Source organism: Halovenus salina, assembly GCF_026410925.1.
GTDB lineage: Archaea > Halobacteriota > Halobacteria > Halobacteriales > Haloarculaceae > Halovenus > Halovenus salina.
Window position 1 is genome coordinate 60181 of sequence record NZ_CP112972.1, and the last position, 20687, is coordinate 80867.

The following is a 20687-nucleotide window of genomic DNA, read 5'->3' on the forward strand; positions in this document are numbered from 1 at the left end:
CTCACAATAGAACAGACTCGATGAACACAACTGGGCGTTTGTTGTGCTACTCCAGTGCGCCGGCAGCGTCCGCTCGTTTGATGAGGTCTTCGGCCTGTGCGACAAGCGGTGCGTCTATCATCTCGCCGTCGACGGCGAACACGCCTCGCCCAGCCGCCTCGGCCTCCTCTTTTTTCTTGAGTACCTCACGTGCCCACTCGATGCGCTCCTGATTGGGCGTGAACGCCTTGTTGATGACCGACACCTGGGCGGGGTGAATCGCCATCTTGCCGTCGAATCCGAGGTCGATGGCCCGCTCTGTGTCCGCAGCGAGTCCCTCGGTGTCCTCGAAATCGGTATACAGCGTGTCGACGGCGTCGACCTCCTGGCTGCTTGCCGCGAGAACGACGTGTTCCCTGGCGTAGAGTATCTCGGTCCCCTCTGCCGAGCGGTTCAACCCCACGTCGGCCGAGAGGTCTTCGGCACCCAACAACAGTGCGTCGGTCGCCGCTGCCGCAGCGACCTCCTGTGCCGCCAGAACACCCGCTGCGGTTTCGAGCAGCGCCAGCACTGGAACCACCTCGGCGTGGTCTGCCATCGCCTCGGCCACCGCCTCGACATCCTGACGACCGGCGACTTTCGGCAGCATGACGCTATCTATCTCCGACAGGACGGAACTAAGCCTGTCTAGGTCATCCCGGCCGCCGGCGTCGAGGGGATTGAGGCGGACACAGAGTTCACAGTCCGGGTCAAGCGAGCTGACAACCTCAGCGACGCAGTCGCGAGCCGTCGACTTTGCTGAAGGGGCAACTGCGTCTTCGAGGTCGAACACCACCACGTCGGCTCCCGAGTCGGGTGCTTTCCGCAACAGGTCGGACTGGTCGCCGGGAGAGAACAGAACGGTTCGTCGAACCATACCGAACAGTCTGCCCAGGGACCTGTTAGTCGTTTTGGGACGCGGTGGAACTGTTAACTTCGCAGAGCCCATCAGAGAGAGCATGAACGGAGTATCCGGAATACGACCCGTGACCTCGGGAGAACACATGGGATGACCGGGCCACACCAGGGGCAGCCGCTTGTGACCGCCGGCGAGTCCCTCGACAGGGCAGAGGCCGTCGTGATTATGGTCCACGGACGAGGTGCGAGGGCTCGGGGAATCCTCGGCATGGCCGGCGAGTTCGACGCCGAGGGGGTGGCGTATCTGGCCCCACAGGCACAGCGAAACGAGTGGTATCCACAGTCGTTTCTATCTCCTGTGGAGGCCAACGAGCCCGGGCGCACGTCCGGGCTCCAGGCAATCGGGGACGCACTTGCTGAGGCCGAACGCGCCGGAATACCTCCCGAACGGGTGCTGATTATGGGGTTCTCACAGGGTGGCTGTCTCGCGACCGAGTACGTCGCACGGAACCCGCGCCGGTACGGCGGTCTCGCCGCACTCAGTGGCGGCCTCATCGGCGAGGAGGTGGAGCCCGAGGACTACGAGGGCGACCTGGCGAAGATGCCGGCATTCTTCGGCTGTAGCGACATCGACCCACACATTCCCGAAGAACGCGTCCACGAATCCGCCGAGGTGTTTGAGCGCCTCGGTGCCGACGTCGAGACGCGACTCTACGAGGGGATGGGCCACACGGTCAATCAGGACGAACTCGACTACGTGTCGTCGATGGTGGCTGGCCTGGGCGACTAATGCATCGTAGTTGTTGTGAGCTAACGACACGAGAGAGTCACAGACACCAGATTCGCGAACCGTAGATTGGGCCTGTCGTACCGCTCAGTCCAGGCCACCGACACAGCACTTCAGCATCCGCGGCGCTTGCGCCGTGGTTCACTGAACGCGAGGTGAAGCCGAGCGTTCAGCCTTTTTAGCGTAGATTTTTGCGACGAGAGGTGCCCACAGTGAGCGAAGCGAACGAGGACACCCGAGTCGGAAAAAGGTACTTCTACACCGCTAATGACCGATTGACTACACGGAGACCACCTCGTAGAACGGGTGCCATACAGTCTTCGATAGCGTCGACTGCAGTACTGGCCGCCTCTCTCACTCATCGACTGCCGACAGCCGCGGCAATCGTGATATCGAATCCCCAGGACAGGTCGACGCTTTCGACCCAGTCATCGTTCTTATCGTACAGCGCCGGCGACGACTCGAAGTGATACTCGCCGGCCGGGAAACAGCCGGCATCGGTCGGGTCATTGACGAGAATATACTCGTCTGTGGCCGTCTCGCCCGGCGCGAGTTCGTGTGTCGGCAGTCCCTCACCAGTGTACGAGATGGACTCCTGGGACGGGTCGGGGTCGACATAGCAAGAGGGTTCGTAACCTCGTGGCGGGTGGTCGGCCGCATCCAGAGAGTACAGTAACACTCCCGGCTCGCTGGCATCCTCGCTCTCGCCCTTATAGAACGGCGTCTGTATCCGCCAGTCAGTGCCGTCGGTGTTGGTTGTCGAGATGCTGAGGAAGGCCGTCGTCTCCGAGGTCACCGCAACGTCGGAGACAGAAACGTCGAACCGAACGGGCGGGTCCCCTGACGCCTGGTCGACGGCCGCGACCGAGACGTGTCGCTCGAAGGTCCGTGCGGTTTCGGTCGGCGTCTCTCCGCTCTCTGATGTACAGCCAGCAACTCCCCCACATACCCCGACTGAGACACACTTGAGGAGTTCTCGGCGCTGCATACTGCAGCTGTCTCGGTCGCGTCACTAATCTCTGTTCAAGGGTCAAAGTGCTGTTTGAGCTTTCCGGTGTCCAGTCAAATCTTCGACTGTGCCAGCGAACCTACTGCGAGTTCCAGTGCTCGCGCAGGACATCGTACGACTGCTTGTACCGCTCCTGATACTCGGGGCGGTTCCAGGACTCCCAGGAGTAGTCGACCGACTGTACGGTCGACCCATTGAGACCCGGAATCTGGTGTGTCACGTTCGTCGCCCCCTCAGAGGTGACCGCTCGGCCGTCGTCATCCGGCTCGAAGGTCAGCGCACTGACCGTCAGCGAGTCGAACGGAACAGCGTCAAGCCCGGCCTCCCACTCGGTTGCCAGCCGCTGTTTTGTCGACGGGTCGGCGACGTTGAGCAGTATCCACGGGAGCCGCCCCTCGATGACGTTCTGACTCCTGTCCACGTGGACATCAGTGAGTGAGTCGTAGTCCGATGCAGCCGGATTTCCGTTTCCGTACCGCAGTATCCCTGTTTCGACAGCGTCGAATGGAACCTCTTTCCCGTTGGCGGGGACAGTGTAACCCCGGTTAATCGTCTCTCGAACGGGAACGAAGCCGGCACTTCCGTCGCGGTACGAATCGAGTGGTAAGTCAGCCACCCCACCGAACTCCCGAGCGAAAGCGTCATATCTGGAATCGACGAGCAAGCGGGAGTTCTCGGGTCCTGCGAGGTGGACGACGAAATCCGCCTGTGCATCAGCGCCGACGCCGAGTGGTAACGCCGTCGTGCGCCCGGTCAGTCCGACCGTCAACATCACAGTTATATCCTGCCAGTCGACCGACGCCGAGTCCCCGAGAGAAAGGCGATACCGTAACCCTTCGAAGTCGTGCGTAATAGCCAATTTCGTGAGCGTTTTCGATGCTGCCGGTCGGGAAGTGTCTGCTGGCTGTACCGTACGCGCGTCGGACCAGTCGCCGCTTCCGTCGAGTGGTGGACGCTCTACCGGGTCGAAAGCGAGCAACCCAAAGCGCTGTTCGGGCGTTTCGACGTTCGACCAGTGTGGCCGACGCCCAGGAACCGACCGCGAGGCGAGGTTCCAGGTCCGCTTGAACCACTCGTTTTGCCAGCTGAAGAGGATTCCACCAGCCGTATCCGCGTGCTCGATATCCTCGAACATCGCGGCGACGATTTCGCCCTGCTCTTGCTCTGTGTGACGACCCTGGTGGCGGCCGTGGACGTTCTTGTGAGCGATGCCCCGAGAACTGGGCACGCCAAACTCGGCGACGAGAACCGGATGTTCGGTCGCGTCGACGAGGTCGTTCAGATAGCCTGCGTAGTTGTTTGGCTCGCCCCGGTGGTCCGTGTACTCGACGTACTCCGGCGTCTCGTTGAGCGCATCTGGATAGTACGGATAGACGTGATACGAGGCGAGCATCCCAGCGGTGAACTCTGGTGTCGGCGATATCGTGTCGGGGTCGATACTCACAGTATCTTCGTTGACAAATGGTTCGTAGGGGTGGTCGAGTGGGTCTGCCGTGACCCAGTTCACAAACGAGAGCGGGCGCTGTTGGTCGTAGGCGTCCATCTCGTGTGAGACAAGTGTCTCCATCCTGCCTGCCAGCCATTCTTCGAACGGTGCAGCGCCGTCAGTACGCAGGTATGTTCCATCGAAGCCCTTTCCGGCGCGCTCGTTCGTCTCTGTGACGACCTCCGGTGGCCACTCGATACCGAATAGAAACCCCAGAGTGGAGTCGCTCACGTCGGCGTCGTACTGGCCTGCGGCGTGTCCTGGTCGTTCCTCAAGTGTCGTCTCGCCGTGAATGACATCTACGGTACGCCGGAGTTCCTCGTCTACTGTCTCGGAGACCGCGGTCGCGTCACCTGCTTCCAGTAACTCAGCTGTGGGGACCCAGGTTCCCTGGAGTAACAGCAGTGGCTCGTCTGCATCGTCGTTATACGCGGCCAGCGCGCGATAGAACGCTGGGGGATGAATCGTGTAGGTCCGGATGGTGCTTGCAATCTCGCCGATGGCCCCGAGCCAGCGCTGGTACTCTTTTCGTGTGATTGCCGCCTCCCCGGGGAATCGACCTGGCTTTGCCATGCCGAGATTTACCCCGCGCACAGAGACCGACTCGTACCCTCCGCCTTGACGACGTTCGAAGGTCGCGTCGCCCACCCGAAAGGGCATCTCGTCGGAGTCGCTGGAGCCACACCCTGCTGTGCCCACAGCGGCCGTCGCTCCCACCGTCGCGAGAAAGTGGCGCCTGTCCACATACTGGCTTACCGCGACCGTGTAATAGTTCGTTCGGCCGGTGTCCCCTCCAATTCCCTAGACAGCAACAATGTACGGTTGATGAATCCTTGTCTTGTTTATAAAATGTCAGACTATAGCAGCCGGGATATAACCGTCCTCGGCCCAAAGAATGTACTGAGATGACAGAGGGGGTACTCGTGGTCGACGACGACGAGCCAATCAGGCTTCTGGTTAGCCACCGCTTGGAGAGTGCTGGCTACACCGTTCGGGTCTGTGAGGACGGGCGAGAGGCCGCGGACCTGCTTGCAGAGGGGTTCGAGCCGTCGCTCGGTATCTTCGATATCATGATGCCCCGACTCGACGGGAAACGCCTCCTCCGGATGGTTCGCAACGGCGAGTTCGCGGTCGACAGTGACCTGCCCATCATTATGCTCACCTCCAGAGGGCAGGAGGAACACGTCCTCGAGGGCTTCGAGAGCGGCGCAGACGACTACGTGACCAAACCGTTCCGGGCGGCTGAACTGCTCGCTCGCGTCAAAAAGTGTATTGATGACTGAACAGGAGACGGAGGATTCTGATGAGTAACAGCGTTACAGCCTTCGGGTACGTCATCCCACTGGTCGTTATCCTCGTGACGCTGGCGCTATTAATCGGGCTCGCTCTTGCCGTGATGTTCTGGCTGACTATCGGCCTGTCAGTATATCGGTCGGTCCAAACGACCCGGCGGGAGGAGGCACGCGAGAAGCTGGAATCGGAGTTCGTCGAAACCCTATTCGACCCAGACTCGGGGTGGGAATTGTACACACAGGGGTTGACTGGTGTCGAGCGCAGGGTCACAGAGGAGTTACTCGACGAGTATGTGCGCGAACTCGACGGGCAGAGCGCGGCCCCACTCAAGGAACTGGGTGAGACGCTGGAGATTCCGGCGCGGTCACGGAAGCAGCTGTCAGCACGAAACGAGTACGACCGGCTGTATGCGCTGACGTGGCTTTCGTTGCTCGAACGGCCGGACGCTCTCGCAGATACCGGATTCACTCCTCGGACGCCGCGAGAGCGAGCCGCCGTCACTCGACTCCGGTATGAGAGCGGCGACCTTGAGGATGCAGCCGAAGGAATTACACTCCTGTTGGATGGTGTGAGCACACAGTTCTCGGTGTTTGGACAGGACACGCTTTATCGAATCGCGAGCGAGGACCCGGAGGCGCTGTTCGTAATTGCCGCCGAAAACTACCAGAACTGGTCAGAACCGCTTCTGGTACAGGTACTCGTCGTCTGTCAGCACCTTGGTAAAAATGTCCGAAGCGAGGACCTGTCGTGGCTGACTGCGACGCTCGAACACGAAAGCGAAGCCGTCCGTGAGGTAGCTGTCCAGGCACTCGAAAATCTCGGGTGGCGCAGCGATATCCGGGATGTCGCGCTTCTGGAGAGACTGATGAACGATACGAGCCCCCGCGTACGCGGTGCAGTCTACGAGACCCTGGCGCAGTGGGGCGACGAGCAGGCACTTGACACAGTCACGCGCGCACTGCAGACCGAAGACCACCCCCGAGCACGACTTGACGGAACCAACGCACTTGCGGGACGCGGGAGAGAACTTCCCGAACCAGATTCCGAGGCGCTGGGGCGTGCCTGGGTCTGGAGTACCGAACACGCCGCTTACGACGAGAGAGCGCGCAGACAGCCGGCGCGGGCGGGTGATTGACGTGGTCGTGTTGACCCAACTACTGGCCCGTCTCATCATCGGGTTTGGGCTCTTCGTCCTGGGATTTTACTTCCTTATCAACCTGTACTACTTCGCGATTCATATTCTGGCTCTGCTCGAACTCAGAGACGACGTACAGGAGTCACGGTGGGACCCGCCGTTCAGGGAGTTCTCCAGCCCGTTCTATCCAGGCATCGGTGTGGTGGTCCCAGCCTACAACGAAGCCACGACAATCGTCGAGAGTGTCCAGTCAATGCTCTCGTTGAACTATCCGGAAGTCGAGATTGTCGTCGTCAACGACGGTTCGACAGACGAGACATTATCACTGCTGGTCGAGAACTTCGAGCTAGAGGCCGTCGAGGCGGAGATTCCGGTCGACATGCCGACAGAAAAGATTCGCGGTGTCTACCGGTCTACCGTCTACGAGGAACTGCTGGTCGTCGATAAGGAAAACGGTGGCAAAAGCGACGCACTCAACGCCGGCATCTGGCTGACCAATATGCCGCTTTTCTGTGCCGTCGACTCGGACACAATTATCGACAGGGACGCGTTGCTCCAGCTAGTTCGTCCGTTTCTGGAGCGCCCGGAGACGGCAATCGCCTCTGGTGGAGTTGTTCGTGTTGCCAATCAGTGTACAATCGACGAGGGGGTCGTGAAGTCCGTTGCACTGCCGAAGACGGGACTACCCGGCCTCCAGGTCATGGAGTACCTCAGGGCGTTCTACTCCGGACGTCTCGGCCTCAACCGAATTAACGGCCTCATCCTCATTTCGGGGGCGTTCGGCCTGTTCAAAACTGATGCCGTCCGCCAGGTCGGCGGGTACCGTCACGATACAATCACCGAAGACTTTGATATCGTTGTCCGACTCCATCGATACCTCATCGACGAAGGAAAAGAGTACACTGTCGACTTCGTGCCCGAACCGGTCGCCTGGACCGAGGTACCATCAAAGCGGCGGGTTCTCGGTCGCCAGCGACGGCGCTGGTATCGTGGGATGGTCGAAACGGTCGTTACGAACCGGAGTATGCTGTTCAGACGGAAGTACGGCCGCGTCGGCACGATTATCTTTCCACTGTTTGTCGCGGCCGAGATGTTCGGCCCGCTCATCGAAGGGTTGGGATACATTATTTTGCCGATTTCGATATACCTCGGCATCCTCAACGTCGAGTTCTTCCTCGTGTTCTTCCTGTTGACGACCGGATTTGGCATTTTCCTCTCATGGTTCGGGGTGTTCAGCGAGGTATGGAGTTTCAACCGCTACGACAGCCCCTGGCAGATTCTTCGGCTGTTGTGGTACGGTGTTCTTGAGAACTTCGGCTACCGACAGTGGAAGACAGTCGTCGCCTGGCATGGGCTCTTCGAATATCTCCGGGGTGTCGAATCCTGGGGTGCGATGGAGCGAACCGGATTCACTGGGAGTGATGACGAATAGCTAAACCACTGGAACCCCAATCCCAAGCCATGGAGACTCCAGAGGCAGAGAGCTACTTTCGCGACCTCTACGAGTTGGGGTTCGACCCGTCGATTCCCCTCGAGGAGAAGATCACGCAGGCAATCTCTGTCGGGCGTGACCGTCTCTCGGTCCAGTACGGAGTCCTCTCGTACACCGGTGAGGGTGAGTACGAGGTCATCGGCTCGACAATCGAAAGCGGCGATTACGCGGCTGGGACCGTGTACGATGTCGATACCACCTGGTGTCGACACGTCATCGACAGCCAGGAGATTCTCGCGGTCGCTGATGCCGGCGATTCGCAGTACCGAGACGATATCGCCCGGGAGGAGACCAATCTCCAGTGTTACATCGGTGCGCCGATTCTCGTCGACGGAGAAGTGTACGGGACGCTCTGTTACTCCGGAAACGAACCACGCGAGGCTCCCTTCACCGACGACGAGAAGCGATTTGTCCGGCTGTTGTCGCGGTGGATTGGCTACGAGCTGGAGCGAGAGAAACACTACGCGACACTTGATGCACAGAACGAACGCCTCGACGAGTTCGCTGGCGTTCTGACCCATGACCTCCGCAACCCGCTGACTGCGGCGCGAGGCTACACCGAACTCGTTTCGGAACGGGTCGCAGACGACGATGCTGAACATCTGAAGACAGCGCTCGCCTCGCTCGACCGAATGGAGACGCTGATAACCGAGACGCTCGCTCTGGCCCGAGACGGGGCAGATGTCGGCGAGCGCGATGCAGTGCAACTGGGGACTGTGGCCGAATCTGCCTGGGCAACAGTCCAGCCCGAAGGAACACTTGTCGTGGAGTCGGATAGAGAGATATCTGCAGACAGAACACGACTCCAACAACTGTTCGAGAATCTCTTTCGCAACGCCGACGAACACTGTGGTGATACTGTAACAGTGACGGTCCGGGCGAGAGCCGACGGATTCAGTGTCACAGACGACGGCCCGGGGCTTCCCGCGGACATTGCAGGCTCGCTGTTCGATGGTAACTTCGACGCAGACGGACTCGGACTCGGGTTGTTGATTGTCGAACGCGTCGTGTCGGGACACGGATGGGACGGACAGGTCGACGTCGAGAACGGAACGCAGTTCACGTTCACCGGAGTCGGCAACGCGGCCAACACCGTCCAGCAGTCTCCGGTTACGACCCCAGCTAACGGCGACAGCTGATCGTGATTGTTGCGGTCATTTTCGTGACCACATGATGAATCTCGGTGTTTCACGGCGTGAGACGCACATCCCGTCTCCCGACAGCGGTGACGCCTCGCAACAATCACTCTGAGGCCTGCATCACAACCTCGGCAGTTCGTTCTGCAATCGACTCACACGGAGGACAGACCGTGACCGCACGAGAGCGCCGGTTCGCCGGTGCGTAAGCGTTTAATCCGACCCCGAAGTATTGGAGGTAATGTCCGACTGCCCACTCGCCGACGACTGTCCCAGTTACAGCGAACGAATCGAGGGGATGGGATGTCAACACTACGGTGACCGCGGCGGCGCGGAGTGGTGTAACCACTACAACCAGCCGATTTCGGATCTCAAATCCCAGCCAGTCAAACCCGGGGAAGAGGTCGTCGTTACCGTCGAGGACATCCACGAGAGCGGTGCTGGCGTCGGCCGGACTGAGGATGGATTTATCATCATGGTTGACGGTGTCCTCCCACCGGCACGAGCAAACGTCAGCGTGACCAAGGTCCGGTCCAATCATGCCCGTGCAGAGGAGATCGAGCGGCTTCCGATGGACGAAGACTCGGACGAGACTGAAGCGGAAAACGCCAACGATGACGACGAGGATGACCAAGACGAGGACGACGAGGAGGAAGACGACCCGAGACTGGGCAGCCGGGACAACTTCTGGGGCGGGTAACGCGAACGTGGGCAGCCACCGTGACAGCGGCCGCAGCCGCTCGTAGCTGAGACGACATCTTATGTCTCCTTTCCCGATTTTCTGGCTGTCAGCCGCCAGCGTTGACGAGACGTCCGAGTTCCACAATTATTATTCGATAGAAAACGAATGAATACGATATGCGAGAGCCGCTGGTCATCGCATACGTGGGAGACGAAGCACGGGGGCTCGACATTGTTTCGAGTCTCGACCAGCGGCTCCAACGCCCTGCCAGAGCAGTGACGATTCGACTGAACCGGCTCCGGTCGGTGCTGGCAGACGACCGCATCGACTGTGTGTTCTGTGGGCCGGCCTTGACCGACGGCGACATCCAGCAGGCGGTGTTCGATATCATCGATACCCGTGACGTGCCGATTTTCGAGCTGACGGGGGACGTGGCGGCGGTCCCGGACGGAGTCGAGATACACCATCTGGACCCAACGGCACCCCCGCAGGTCAACATACAGACACTGCTAGGCGAGGTACTTGACGCCGAGACAGAGCAGGAACTGACGCGTGGGCCGTACTGCTATCTCGCGGTTGACGCCGAGGACACCATCATCGACTGGGACCCCGACCTCACGGACTGGACCGGATGGACGCCAGCGGAGGCAGTCGGGGCATCGCTGTGGAACGTGTTTCCGGACTGGGAGAACAGTGACCTGGCGACGGAGTGCGAGCAGCTTCGCGAGGTGGGCGGCGAAACGGATCTCAGAGTCTTTCACAACGAGACGCGCAAGTGGCTCCATACACAGGTCCTCAGCCACGGGAACGGCGGGCTGGAACTGTATCTACTCGACGTGACCGAATTCCAGAACGCCGGCGGTAGAATCGAGGGGACTGGTGCCCGTTTCGAAGAGACGCTCGACCGAATCACTGACGCCTTCTTCGCGCTGGATACCGAGGAGCGGTTCGTCTTTCTCAACAGCCAGGCGGAGTTCCTGCTCGACGTGGATGCGAAAGATGTCACCGGCATCCGGTTCTGGGACGCGTTCCCTGCAGCGGTGAGCACCGAGTTCTACCAAGAGTTCAACAGGGCAATCGAGACCCAGGAGCCGACGAGCTTCGAGGAGTTCTACAGGCCACTGGACCGGTGGCTCGAGGTCAACGCCTACCCTTCGAGTGAGGGGCTGTCGGTGTTCCTACGCGATATCACCGAGCAGGTCACACTGCAGGAGAACCTCGAACAGCTACACGACGTTACCCGGGAGCTTGTCGTCGCCGAGTCAGACCGAGAGATTGCCGAACAGACGGTCACAGCAACAGAGGAGATTCTCGATTTCCCGATGGTTGCTGTCTGGCGCTACGAGAAGTCGACAGACACCCTTGATCCGCTGGCGTGGTCAGACAAGATCGATGACCGTGCCGACGAGATGGAGCCGCTGGGGCGTGACAGCGAGTTCATCTGGGAGGTGTACGAGAGCGGTGAGATGCGAAACATGGGCTTCATTCCGGCGACGACAGCAACCTCTCACCACCCCGGGAAGGTAACCTCGGAACTTCTGGTGTGTGCCGGCGAGTATGGCGTTCTCGGGGCGTACTCGGACGAGCGGGATGCGTTCGAGGAGACCGATATTCGGCTGTTCAAAATCCTCTCCAGCACTGTCGAGTCCGCGTTCAGCCGTGCCGAGCGCGAACGACAGCTCGCTCGCCAGAACGAACGACTCAACGACTTCGCGAGTATCGTCTCACATGACCTCCGAAATCCGCTGAACGTCGCCTCCTCTCATCTCGAACTCGCACGATTATCCGAAGACTCGACGGAGAATCTGGACAAAATCGAGCAGTCTCTGTTCCGGATGGAGTCGCTCATCGAAGATATCCTTGCCCGGGCACGCGGAGACGAAGAAATCGAGAAAGAACAGCTCTCGCTGACACAGTCGGCACAGCAGGCCTGGCAGAACGTCGACACGGAGACGGCGACGCTCAAACTCGACGGCGACGCCCACTTCACCGCCGATCAAGACCGGATACAACAGCTCTTCGAGAATCTCTTTCGCAACGCCGTCGAACATGCCGGGGATGATGATGGCGTAACTATCCGCGTGGGAACGACCGAGGAGGGGTTCTACGTGGCTGACGACGGACCCGGCATCCCCGAAGGCCAGCGAGAGGCGGTGTTCGAGCAGGGTGTGACACACGCAGAGGAGGGGACCGGATACGGGCTGGCTATCGTGGCCGATATCGTCGAGGGCCACGGCTGGCAGGTAGACGTGACCGACAGCGAAGAGGGCGGTGCGCGGTTCGAAATAGACAACGTATACTCGTTGCGAGACCCACGAGAGGTCTGAGCTACCGTCCGGTCCAGCGCAACAACAGCAGCGTCAGCTCGTACAGGGCGACCATCGTGATGCCGACAATGAACGGAGCCATACCAGTCGGGTCTGGGCTGAAAATGAACGCAAAGCCTGCGAAGCCGAGCCAGAAGTAGTACCGCTTCTGTTCGAGCCAGTGTCGGGTCGTGACTCCCATCATGATAGCCAGCATGATGAAGAGTGGTATCTGGAAGATAGCGGCGAACATCCCCATCATCAGCAGGATGAGGTCGAAGGTCTCGGTGAGGCCAAAGGCGATCTCGGCCACGTCCTCGGAATAAAAGAGGAAGTACGTGAAGATGACGGGCAAGACGAGGAAATACGAGAAGGCGAGTCCGACGAAGGCAAGCAGGAGGCTCGTCGGCACCGCCGCCAGATAGTACCGGCGCTCGTGGGGGTACAGCCCCGGACGCATGAACAGGTAGGTCTGGTAGACGAACACCGGCAAGGCGATGACAAAGCCAACCAGTGAGGCGACTTTGATACGAGAGAACAGCAGCCCGAGCGGGTGATAGACGCGCGGGCAGGCAGTCGTGCTGCTCGTGCCAGCCTCACAGGCTTCGGGACTTCCAGGCAGGTAGGAGTACCAGAGCCAGTTGATGAGGTCGGGCGCGACCGGGAAGACGAGGAGACTCACACCTCCCATGACGACGATGACCGCCGCGAGGCGCTTAATCATCTCCTCGATGTGTTCGGTCAGCGGCATCTCCTCGTCGTCGGGCGCGCCGTCGAACGTGTCGTTCTCCCCGGCCGGCGCGGCTGCCTGTGCCGCTCCTTCGGGCGTTCCACCGGCGGACCACTCCTCTTCGATGTTGTACTGCGTCTCAGGGCCGTCTGACTCTCCGTCGGCCTCGTTCGCCGTCTCGTCGTCTTGTGTCGACTCGTTGTCCCCTTGGTCTTGGGTTTCGCTATCGGCGGACTGTGTCTCGTCTTCGCCGTCCGCAACAGCGTCGCCCTCGTCTGCAGTCTCGTCGGGGACACTCTCGTCTTCAGGAGATGTCTCGGCCTCGTCTTCGGCAGTCTCTGTATCCGTCGACCCATCTGGTGGGGTGACATCGTCGGCGTCGCCGCTCGGCCCGGGCTCGCCCGTCTCCTCGTCACCGTCAGCCATCGATACGGGGTACTTTGTCGCCTCTTGTAAGCCTTCTCTCTCGGGCGAAGTGGCGCTGGCGTCGGGTTTCGGTATGAATAGATTGATAACCGACTACGAGTTAGGGCGGAATAGATGTCTGGAGCGCTTCCCGAAAACACAGCCCGGTCGCTGGCTAACGGCCGGGCAGCCGTCGGCTCGATGCTCTCGACGGCACAGACACATCTGAAGAAGGTATTTTTGGTCTTCGTGACGTTCATGATGTTGACAATCTGGGCGCTCCGCGCGTTCGTCTGGGACCAGCTCAAACGCGACCTGGTCTACCAGCGGATGGATGTCGGCACGGAGGAGGCAACGGAAATCATCGTGACGACACCGTTCGATGTCATCCTCTTGCAGGTGAAAATCGGCGTCGTCGTCGGTGCGCTCCTCTCGGTGCCGGTACTTGTCTACTTCAGCCGTGATGCCCTTCGAGCCCGCGGGTACTGGCCTTCAGGCGAAGTCCCGCGGTGGAAGGTCTGGTCGTTCGTTACGATTATCTTCCTGTTAATTTTGCTGGGAGTCAGTTACGCCTACTTCCTGTTTTTCCCCATCATGTTCGATTTCTTGGCGGCAAACGCTGTCCAGGCCGGATTCAAGCCGACCTGGTCTATCGTGCTGTGGACTGAGTTCATCTTCTTCCTGTCGCTGTCATTTGGTATCGCGGCCCAGCTCCCGCTGTTCATGAGCGTGACCGCCAGAAGCGGTATCATTCCCTACGAGACGTACCGCGAGAAGTGGCGGTACGCAGTCGTCGGCATCTTCGTCTTCGGTGCAGTGTTCTCGCCCCCTGACCCCTTCACACAGATTATGTGGGGGGTCCCGCTCGTCTCGCTGTATTTCATTAGCCTCGGGTTCGCCAAGCTGGCGGTTCTTTCGAAACGTGCCGGCGAGCAGGTCTCGACGGCCGATGTGGCGAAGTCGTACTGGAACGTGCTCGCCGGAGTGATCTTTGTGACGGTCGTCGCCGTCTACGCCTACCTGCTCGAAGGCGGCATCGCCGTGACGAACGACCTCCTCGAAACTGTCGGGTCACAGTACCGCGTCCTCATCGTGCCCGACGAACTGGGAGTCTTCGGCTTCGAGCCGACAGTTACCGCGGTCGGAGCGGGCCTCCTGGCCGCCGTGCCGGTCGTCGGGGTAGCGCTGTTCTATCTCCGGATAAAGGCCCTCGAACGGAGTGTCGCAGCAAGTCAGGCCGAAACCGACGACGGACCAGAGGCCGGCGAGCCCGCCGAGATGGACCTCGGGGCAATGCGTACGCCGGCAATCAAGGCCGCGAGCGTTGAGGCGTTCGTCGAGATGGACGGCGAGCGTGCCATCACCTACGCCGAGGAGGCAGTCGAAAACGACAATCCCGAGAAGGCACAGGCGATTCTCGACAGGCTCGACGAGGCAGAAGAGTTCGAGAAACAACAGGAAGACGAGAGCGACGAGGAACCCGACGAGGAGGAAGACGAGAATCTCGTCACCTCAACGGCAGCGGGGATGCTCGACCCGTTCACCGAGGACGAAACCACCGAAGACGATATCGGCGGCTACTACTACGACATCCGGTTCATCCTGGAATCGTTGACCTCGCGGGCCATTTGGATTGTCGCTACCTTCATGGTCGTCATGGCCGGCTCGTTCATGTGGCTGTACCTGGGCGGTATCGACGAGGTACGACAGATATTCTTCCAGAACATGCCCGAAGCCATCGTCGAGGAGCCCGAGATTGTCGTCCTCCATCCCGTCGAGGCGCTCATCTTCATGCTCAAGTTCTCGATGCTTCTTGGCGTAGTTGCGACAGTGCCGATTCTCCTCTATTTCGCCTGGCCCGCTATCGAGGAACGCGGGGTCTCGAACGGCGACCAGAACGTCATCCTCTACTGGGCCGTGACGCTGTTCGCGACGCTCATCGGCGGAACTGCGCTCGGCTTCCTCTATATCGCGCCGACGTTACTCTCCTTGCTCGCCAAGGACGTTGTGCTCAACAACATGATTGTCGCCTACCGAATCAGCAGCTTCGGCTGGCTGGTCATCTACCTGACCGTCGGTGTCGGTGCGCTCACGATGATTCCGGTTACGATGGTGTTGTTCACCCACGGAAACATCGTCTCCTACGGTCAACTTCGCGAGCGATGGCGCGGTGTCATCCTTGCCTTCTTCGCAGCAGCCGGCTTCCTGTCACCAAACGGTCTCTGGACGATGTTCATCGTCGCCATCCCAGCTGCACTCGCGTACGGCATCGGCCTTGGACTCTGTTGGATGTACACCCGCGTCGGCAGCCGAGTTCCGCGCCGCCGCGGTGAGGCCGCCGACTAATAATTTGTTGGCAGCACTGAACTCTGAGGAACGAGGAAATCTTTTTTCAATGGTTGCTGCGAAGTGGCGGGTGTGAACCAGCGCATCCGGGTACTGGTTGTCGACGACAGTGAATTCTTTGGGACGCTTGTCTCTGGCGAACTCGAACGGTTGTACGACATGGAGGTCGTCCAGGCCACGAGCGGTCAGGAAGCCCTCGACAATCTCGACGACAGCTTCGAATGCATCGTCAGCGACTACGACATGCCCGGGACCGACGGCATTGAGCTGTTCGAAATCGTTCGCGAGCGTGGATTCGAGATGCCGTTTTTTCTGTTGACCGCCGCCGGAAGCGAGGAGGTCGCGAGCAGAGCGATTACTGCCGGTATCGACGATTACTTTCCGAAGACGAGCGGCGACGACCAGTTCGACATCCTGGGTAACCGCATCGAGAACGTGGTCACGAAGCGCCGAACCGCCGCACGTCTCGAACGCCAGCGGGTGCTTCACGAACAGCTCTGGAACGTGACCCAAGAGCTGCTTACCGCCGGCACACACGAACAGATGTGCGGACAGGTCTGCCAGGAGCTGATAGATATCGACCAGTTTGCGTTCGCGTGGGTCGAAACGCCAGACGGGACGAGGCTCGGCTCGGCGGGATCTGACGCTGTCGAGAGAGACGCTGTCAGAGCACAGCTCGGGCCCGCCGACGAGACACAGTCTCTCACGACCAGTCGAACATCATCCGCGGACGGAGCCGAGCGGACTATCGCGAGGGTTCCACTGGAGCATCGAGGGGAGCGCCACGGGTCGCTCGTGGTCGGAAGCGAGTCCGGGGCAGAGTTCCGTGAATCTGACAGACAGTCACTCTCTCATCTGGGGACGACCATCGGCCACGCGCTCGCGGCCACTGAGATGCGCAGAGAGGTCGAACTCTTCCAGACGGCGGTTGAGCAGGCCGAAACCGCCGTCGCCATCACCGACACCGCGGGCCGGATAACGTACGCAAACTCCGCGTTTTATGAGATAACCGGATACGAACCGGACAGCCTGCGGGGGAGCTCTGTCGACAAATTGGCCTCTGAGTCCTTCAGCGCCGAGGACTACGAACGGCTCTGGAAGCGGGTGAGCGGCGGCGAGACAGTCAGACGGGAGGTCGTCCAGCGTCGCCGTGACGGCGGCCAGTTCGTCGCCGACCTCTCTGTTGCACCGGTCGCGGTCGATGGCGACCTCCAGCGATTCATTATCATCGAATCTGATATCACCGAGCTCAAAGCTCGTGAACAGCGCCTGGAAGTGATGAACCGCGTCATCCGCCACAACCTCCGCAACGACCTGAACGTCGTGACCGGCAACATCTCGCTGTTGCTTTCAGAGCTGGAATCCGAACAGGGCCGGGCCCACGCCAAGCGGGCCCAGTCCAAAATCGAGGACTTGCTCGCCCTCAGCGAGAAGGCACGGATCGCAAACCGCATCGTCGAGACCACAACCGACGAGCAAAAGCACAGCAAAGCGTCGATATCAGTGGTCGTCGAATCGGTGGTCTCGGACCTCCGGGACGAGTATCCCGAGGCGACGCTCCGGAGTGACATCGAGGAATCGGTTCCGGTTCCTGAGGGGCCACTCGAAATCTGTCTGCGCGAGCTGGTGACGAACGCGATCGTCCACGACGAGAGTCAGCCCGAGGTCAGTATCACCGCAGAGTCCTCAACAACACACGACGCCATGGTCGAAATCGACATCGCCGATGACGGGCCCGGAATCCCGAAAGTCGAGCGCCAAACGCTCGAACGCGGGCACGAGACCGACCTCGAACACAGTAGTTCGCTCGGTCTCTGGCTGGTCCACTGGGTCGTGACGTTTCTCGGGGGCGAACTCCAGATTGTCGAGGCTGGCGAGGACGGCAGCACAGTCCGCATCCGAATGCCAACAGGAGCCGAGTGATTACAGTCCTTCGAGCGTCCGCAGGCGGGTTTCGACCGCTGCGGGCATCCCGCCTGGCCCGTCTCTGACCCGGTGTGTTGGTACGAAAATGGGTGTCGGATTCGCCGCCAGCGCCTCCCGTATCTGTCGCCCGTCGTCCTCCGGGTCGAGGCCAGCGGCCATGTGACCGACCTGTTTGACGGTCGCGCTCTCGCCGTAGGGTATCTGCCGGACTGCCGTGAGCACCTCGCGCTGGTCGGTCGGCATCGTCATCGCGACCTCGACATCGCCGAAGCTGTCGCGTTCGCCCTGGAGATACGCCTCGATGCGGTCGAGGAAAGCGTGCTCGTCGGACGCATCCGCGGCAGGCGTCTGTGGGAAATCGACCGACAGCACGCGTTTCTGTGCGATACCAATCTGTACGTGTCGGTCTAGATACGCAGACTCGACCGCGTAGATGCCGGCTGTCTCGTCCATGCTCTCACTGGGCTCCCGATTGACTTGAAGATGTCTCCGAGTCAGGGACGGCGACGACGCCGAGGTGGTCGTCGTGATACGGCTCGAGCGAGCGCGTCTCCAGTATCTCGTATTCCTCCCGGAGTTCACCCAGCACATCCTCGAAGACGTTCTCGGGCCGTCTGGTCACGTCCTCGCTCCGTGCCTTGATTGCCAGCAAGAGCTTGCCGTCGTCGAGAAAGCGGCGGTTTTCGAGGGCGACGCGGGCCTGCCCGCGTGTCGCGACATCCTGCACGATGACGTCGACCGGTTCGACGACGTGGGCGTATTCTGTTGGTTCTCTGGCGTCGCTCAACAGCGGGAACAGACGCGGCCGGTCCTCGGCAACAGACAGCAGGTCCCGCATCGGCCGCGGCGCGAACTCGACCGCGTAGGTCGGTCCCGCGAAATCAGCCACGTGACTCACGGTCGTTCCGGACGCGGCACCGAGATAGAGCACCGTCTCGCCGCCAGTGAGTCCAACATCCATCCCGGAATCGAGCATCGCACCCAGTTTCGAGCGGCCCGGGTCCCAGCGCCGCCAGCCGTCGTCGGTCGGCTCGCCGTAGACTGGCTTGCCACGCGTAGCGAGTCCAGTCTCGCCGTCGATTTCTCGCCGCTGGACACCATCGGGGAGAGTCACGCCGAATCACGAGCGCGGATGCGCTCGATTCGCTCGGCAAGTTCGTCTTCTAGCTCGGGCTTTCGGTCGCCGGAGTAGTGGTCGACACGAGCCGCAATCGAGAGCTTCCCCGCGAGTGCCCGGGCCGCCGACCCACGGTTTTCTGGCGGTGTCCCTCGGACCGCCTCGTGGAGATAGATGACGCCGTGTTTTGGCGATGTTGCACCCCCTCGCAGATGGGCGAACAGCGCTTCCTCCGCTCCGAGCACCTGGACAGTGCCGCTCGGCTTTTTCGCCAGCGCCTCCAGCCCACCCGCTAGCGCGATGAGCCGGGCCGCCAGTTCCGGGCCCGCAAGCGCCGAGAGATTCGGTGCGACATCTGGCGTCCATCGCTCGACGAATGTCCGAAGCTCTCCGGCCTGATCGTCGAGCGCCGCGACACGGGAGGCGAAGCTCACAATCTGTGCCTCGACTGGGTTGTCGACATCTCGCTTGGCGAGTTCCTGGACGTAGTCGGTGTCGACAACCGCGTCGCTATCGTGAGTCCCCGCCCACTCGGCGACCCGTTCTGTTAGCTCGTTTGCGACGCGCTCGCAGTCGTCTAGCGACCGGATGGCGTGAATGAGCTGCTGGTCGTCGGCGCGCTCGCGCTCGGCGACGGTCTGCTCGCCTGCGTCCAGTGTCACCTCGTGGAGCCAGTCGTAGTACGCCGACTCGTCGTCAACAGCCCCCGCTTCGACCGCTTCCTGTGGCCACTCGCTCGGTTGGGCGGCCGAACCCTCTCGAACTGCGGCGACAGCAGCGTCGGTGTCGGTCCGGTCGAGCCCCGCAAACCAGCCGGACCCGGCGTCGTGTGTCGTCATGTAGCCCCGTACAACCTCACACCTAAAAACAGCACTCACTCACTGCGGAAGCATCGCACGGAGCTGGTCGGCCGAAAACAGCGTCGTTGGCCGGTCCATGTGGACGCCGATTTCGCCCTCGAACAGTCCCATCCCAGTCTCTTGGATGGGCTCTGGGGCCGAGTACCCACGGCGGATAAGATGGCCGAGCCGGATGTCTCCGAGCAGTTCCGAACGCCAGGCCGACTCGTAAGCCGAAAGCGTCGAGGGGTCGGTTGGGTCGATTGTGTCGACCGCGCAGTCGGCGGCAGTCATTCCATAGAGGATTCCCCCGCCGGTGAAAGGTTTGTTGTGGGCGGCAGCGTCGCCGATGAGAAACACTCTCCCGGTGGTGACAGAGTCGGCTGGCCCAATCGGGATGAGTCCCGAACAGCGGCGGTCGGTCTCAACCCCGTAGTCATCGGTGAGCTCCTCGAAGCGGTCGCTCACGTCGTTGCCCGGCGGCATCGCCAGGCCGTACTCGACTCCGGCCTCGCCCCGCGGGATGCGCCAGGCGAAAAACCGCGGGACAGTGAGGTGAACGTCGACGAACTCCTCGGCGTCTGGCTCGGATTCGAAGCCGAGCACGCCGTGGAGTAGTTCGTCTGGCTCGGGCAGACCGACGGCGTGTCGGACCCGAGACTTGGGGCCGTCACAGCCTGCGACCATTCGCGCACGATGTGTCTCGACGCCGTCGGGCCCACGGACAGCCACCTCAACGTAGTCGCGGTGCTCTGTGAGATCGACGACGGTGTGGTTCTCACGAACCTCAGCCCCCGCCCCCCGTGCGAGTTCGGCCAGCGTCCGGTCGAGTTCGACCCTGTCGATGACGTTCGAGACGACCTCGTCCTTGTAGAAGCGGTAGGGCTGGCTGTCCGGCCCGCCGGTGTGAAAGCGCGCGCCGTATATCTCGTTCTGAAAGAGGCGGTCATGGGCCTCCTCCGGAACGAATTCCCAGATATCGGTGCTGACGTGTCCCGAACAAGCGAGTGGTTTCCCAACTGTGCCTTGCTCGAAGGCGACGACGTCATGGTCTGCCTGGGCCGCCCCGCGTGCGAACCGCGAGCCTGCGGGGCCGGCACCCACGACGACGAAATCGTGCAT

16 protein-coding genes and 1 pseudogene are annotated in these 20687 nt (G+C 60.9%); 9 read left to right on the plus strand and 8 right to left on the minus strand.

Going from position 1 to position 20687, the window contains the following annotated elements:
* Positions 1-46: 46 nt before the first annotated feature.
* Entirely contained in the window at positions 47-895 is an 849-nt protein-coding gene (locus tag OSC37_RS00350; protein ID WP_267162618.1) for an HpcH/HpaI aldolase/citrate lyase family protein, read from the minus strand.
* Positions 896-1027: 132 nt separating this feature from the next.
* Here OSC37_RS00350 and OSC37_RS00355 point away from each other — a divergent pair, with 132 nt between their 5' ends.
* Positions 1028-1666, plus strand: coding sequence for an alpha/beta hydrolase (locus OSC37_RS00355; RefSeq protein ID WP_267162619.1), 639 nt, complete (start codon positions 1028-1030; stop codon positions 1664-1666).
* 355 nt (positions 1667-2021) lie between these two features.
* On the opposite strand, the gene OSC37_RS00360 is transcribed toward OSC37_RS00355, so the two are convergent.
* Both OSC37_RS00360 and OSC37_RS00365 read right to left on the minus strand, forming a co-directional pair.
* Positions 2022-2651: a DUF8130 domain-containing protein gene (locus tag OSC37_RS00360; RefSeq protein WP_267162620.1), complete on the minus strand. Its 630-nt coding sequence runs from the start codon at positions 2649-2651 to the stop codon at positions 2022-2024.
* 100 nt (positions 2652-2751) lie between these two features.
* Entirely contained in the window at positions 2752-4902 is a 2151-nt protein-coding gene (locus OSC37_RS00365) for a glycoside hydrolase family 113 protein (protein ID WP_267162621.1), read from the minus strand.
* A 161-nt stretch (positions 4903-5063) separates the two neighbouring features.
* Between OSC37_RS00365 and OSC37_RS00370 the strand changes: the two genes are divergently transcribed.
* The 6 genes from OSC37_RS00370 to OSC37_RS00395 all read left to right on the plus strand — a co-directional run bounded on the left by OSC37_RS00370 (position 5064) and on the right by OSC37_RS00395 (position 12223).
* Positions 5064-5441: a response regulator transcription factor gene (locus tag OSC37_RS00370; protein WP_267162622.1), complete on the plus strand. Its 378-nt coding sequence runs from the start codon at positions 5064-5066 to the stop codon at positions 5439-5441.
* A gap of 20 nt (positions 5442-5461) precedes the next feature.
* Entirely contained in the window at positions 5462-6586 is a 1125-nt protein-coding gene (locus tag OSC37_RS00375; protein ID WP_267162623.1) for a HEAT repeat domain-containing protein, read from the plus strand.
* A 7-nt stretch (positions 6587-6593) separates the two neighbouring features.
* Entirely contained in the window at positions 6594-8018 is a 1425-nt protein-coding gene (locus tag OSC37_RS00380; protein WP_438267596.1) for a glycosyltransferase family 2 protein, read from the plus strand.
* Between the two features lie 29 nt (positions 8019-8047).
* A complete protein-coding gene (locus OSC37_RS00385) occupies positions 8048-9217 on the plus strand; it encodes a GAF domain-containing sensor histidine kinase (protein WP_267162625.1) in 1170 nt (389 codons plus the stop codon).
* 238 nt (positions 9218-9455) lie between these two features.
* A complete protein-coding gene (locus OSC37_RS00390; protein ID WP_267162626.1) occupies positions 9456-9914 on the plus strand; it encodes a TRAM domain-containing protein in 459 nt (152 codons plus the stop codon).
* Between the two features lie 158 nt (positions 9915-10072).
* Complete coding sequence (locus OSC37_RS00395; RefSeq protein WP_267162628.1) at positions 10073-12223, plus strand: ATP-binding protein; 2151 nt, start codon at positions 10073-10075, stop codon at positions 12221-12223.
* A 1-nt stretch (position 12224) separates the two neighbouring features.
* Here the strand turns inward: OSC37_RS00395 and tatC (OSC37_RS19085) are convergent.
* Positions 12225-12944 (minus strand): annotated as a pseudogene (gene tatC, locus OSC37_RS19085) (twin-arginine translocase subunit TatC); the annotation flags it as partial.
* 528 nt (positions 12945-13472) lie between these two features.
* Here tatC (OSC37_RS19085) and tatC (OSC37_RS00405) point away from each other — a divergent pair.
* On the plus strand, positions 13473-15683 hold the full coding sequence (gene tatC / locus OSC37_RS00405; protein ID WP_267162629.1) for a twin-arginine translocase subunit TatC: 2211 nt from the start codon (positions 13473-13475) through the stop codon (positions 15681-15683).
* A gap of 72 nt (positions 15684-15755) precedes the next feature.
* Positions 15756-17606: a PAS domain S-box protein gene (locus OSC37_RS00410; protein WP_267162630.1), complete on the plus strand. Its 1851-nt coding sequence runs from the start codon at positions 15756-15758 to the stop codon at positions 17604-17606.
* Here OSC37_RS00410 and OSC37_RS00415 read toward each other — a convergent pair whose 3' ends face one another.
* From OSC37_RS00415 to OSC37_RS00430, 4 genes are read right to left on the minus strand one after another with little or no spacing between them, the layout of a single operon-like run.
* Positions 17607-18062, minus strand: a complete 456-nt coding sequence (locus OSC37_RS00415; protein ID WP_267162631.1) for an MGMT family protein — start codon at positions 18060-18062, stop codon at positions 17607-17609. It lies immediately after the preceding gene.
* Between the two features lie 4 nt (positions 18063-18066).
* Entirely contained in the window at positions 18067-18723 is a 657-nt protein-coding gene (locus tag OSC37_RS00420) for a fibrillarin-like rRNA/tRNA 2'-O-methyltransferase (protein WP_267162632.1), read from the minus strand.
* A complete protein-coding gene (locus tag OSC37_RS00425; protein ID WP_267162633.1) occupies positions 18720-19565 on the minus strand; it encodes an NOP5/NOP56 family protein in 846 nt (281 codons plus the stop codon). The genes OSC37_RS00420 and OSC37_RS00425 overlap by 4 nt, the downstream gene beginning before the upstream one ends.
* A 39-nt stretch (positions 19566-19604) precedes the next feature.
* Complete coding sequence (locus OSC37_RS00430) at positions 19605-20687, minus strand: geranylgeranyl reductase family protein (RefSeq protein ID WP_267162634.1); 1083 nt, start codon at positions 20685-20687, stop codon at positions 19605-19607.

Coding starts and splice junctions, on each gene's coding strand:
- OSC37_RS00350 (WP_267162618.1), bottom strand. CDS start 895: ATGGTTCGACGAACCGTTCTGTTCTCTCCCGGCGACCAGTCCGACCTG.
- OSC37_RS00385 (WP_267162625.1), top strand. CDS start 8,048: ATGGAGACTCCAGAGGCAGAGAGCTACTTTCGCGACCTCTACGAGTTG.
- OSC37_RS00415 (WP_267162631.1), bottom strand. CDS start 18,062: ATGGACGAGACAGCCGGCATCTACGCGGTCGAGTCTGCGTATCTAGAC.
- OSC37_RS00395 (WP_267162628.1), top strand. CDS start 10,073: ATGCGAGAGCCGCTGGTCATCGCATACGTGGGAGACGAAGCACGGGGG.
- OSC37_RS00425 (WP_267162633.1), bottom strand. CDS start 19,565: ATGACGACACACGACGCCGGGTCCGGCTGGTTTGCGGGGCTCGACCGG.
- OSC37_RS00355 (WP_267162619.1), top strand. CDS start 1,028: ATGACCGGGCCACACCAGGGGCAGCCGCTTGTGACCGCCGGCGAGTCC.
- tatC (WP_267162629.1), top strand. CDS start 13,473: ATGTCTGGAGCGCTTCCCGAAAACACAGCCCGGTCGCTGGCTAACGGC.
- OSC37_RS00375 (WP_267162623.1), top strand. CDS start 5,462: ATGAGTAACAGCGTTACAGCCTTCGGGTACGTCATCCCACTGGTCGTT.
- OSC37_RS00390 (WP_267162626.1), top strand. CDS start 9,456: ATGTCCGACTGCCCACTCGCCGACGACTGTCCCAGTTACAGCGAACGA.
- OSC37_RS00360 (WP_267162620.1), bottom strand. CDS start 2,651: ATGCAGCGCCGAGAACTCCTCAAGTGTGTCTCAGTCGGGGTATGTGGG.
- OSC37_RS00370 (WP_267162622.1), top strand. CDS start 5,064: ATGACAGAGGGGGTACTCGTGGTCGACGACGACGAGCCAATCAGGCTT.
- OSC37_RS00430 (WP_267162634.1), bottom strand. CDS start 20,687: ATGCACGATTTCGTCGTCGTGGGTGCCGGCCCCGCAGGCTCGCGGTTC.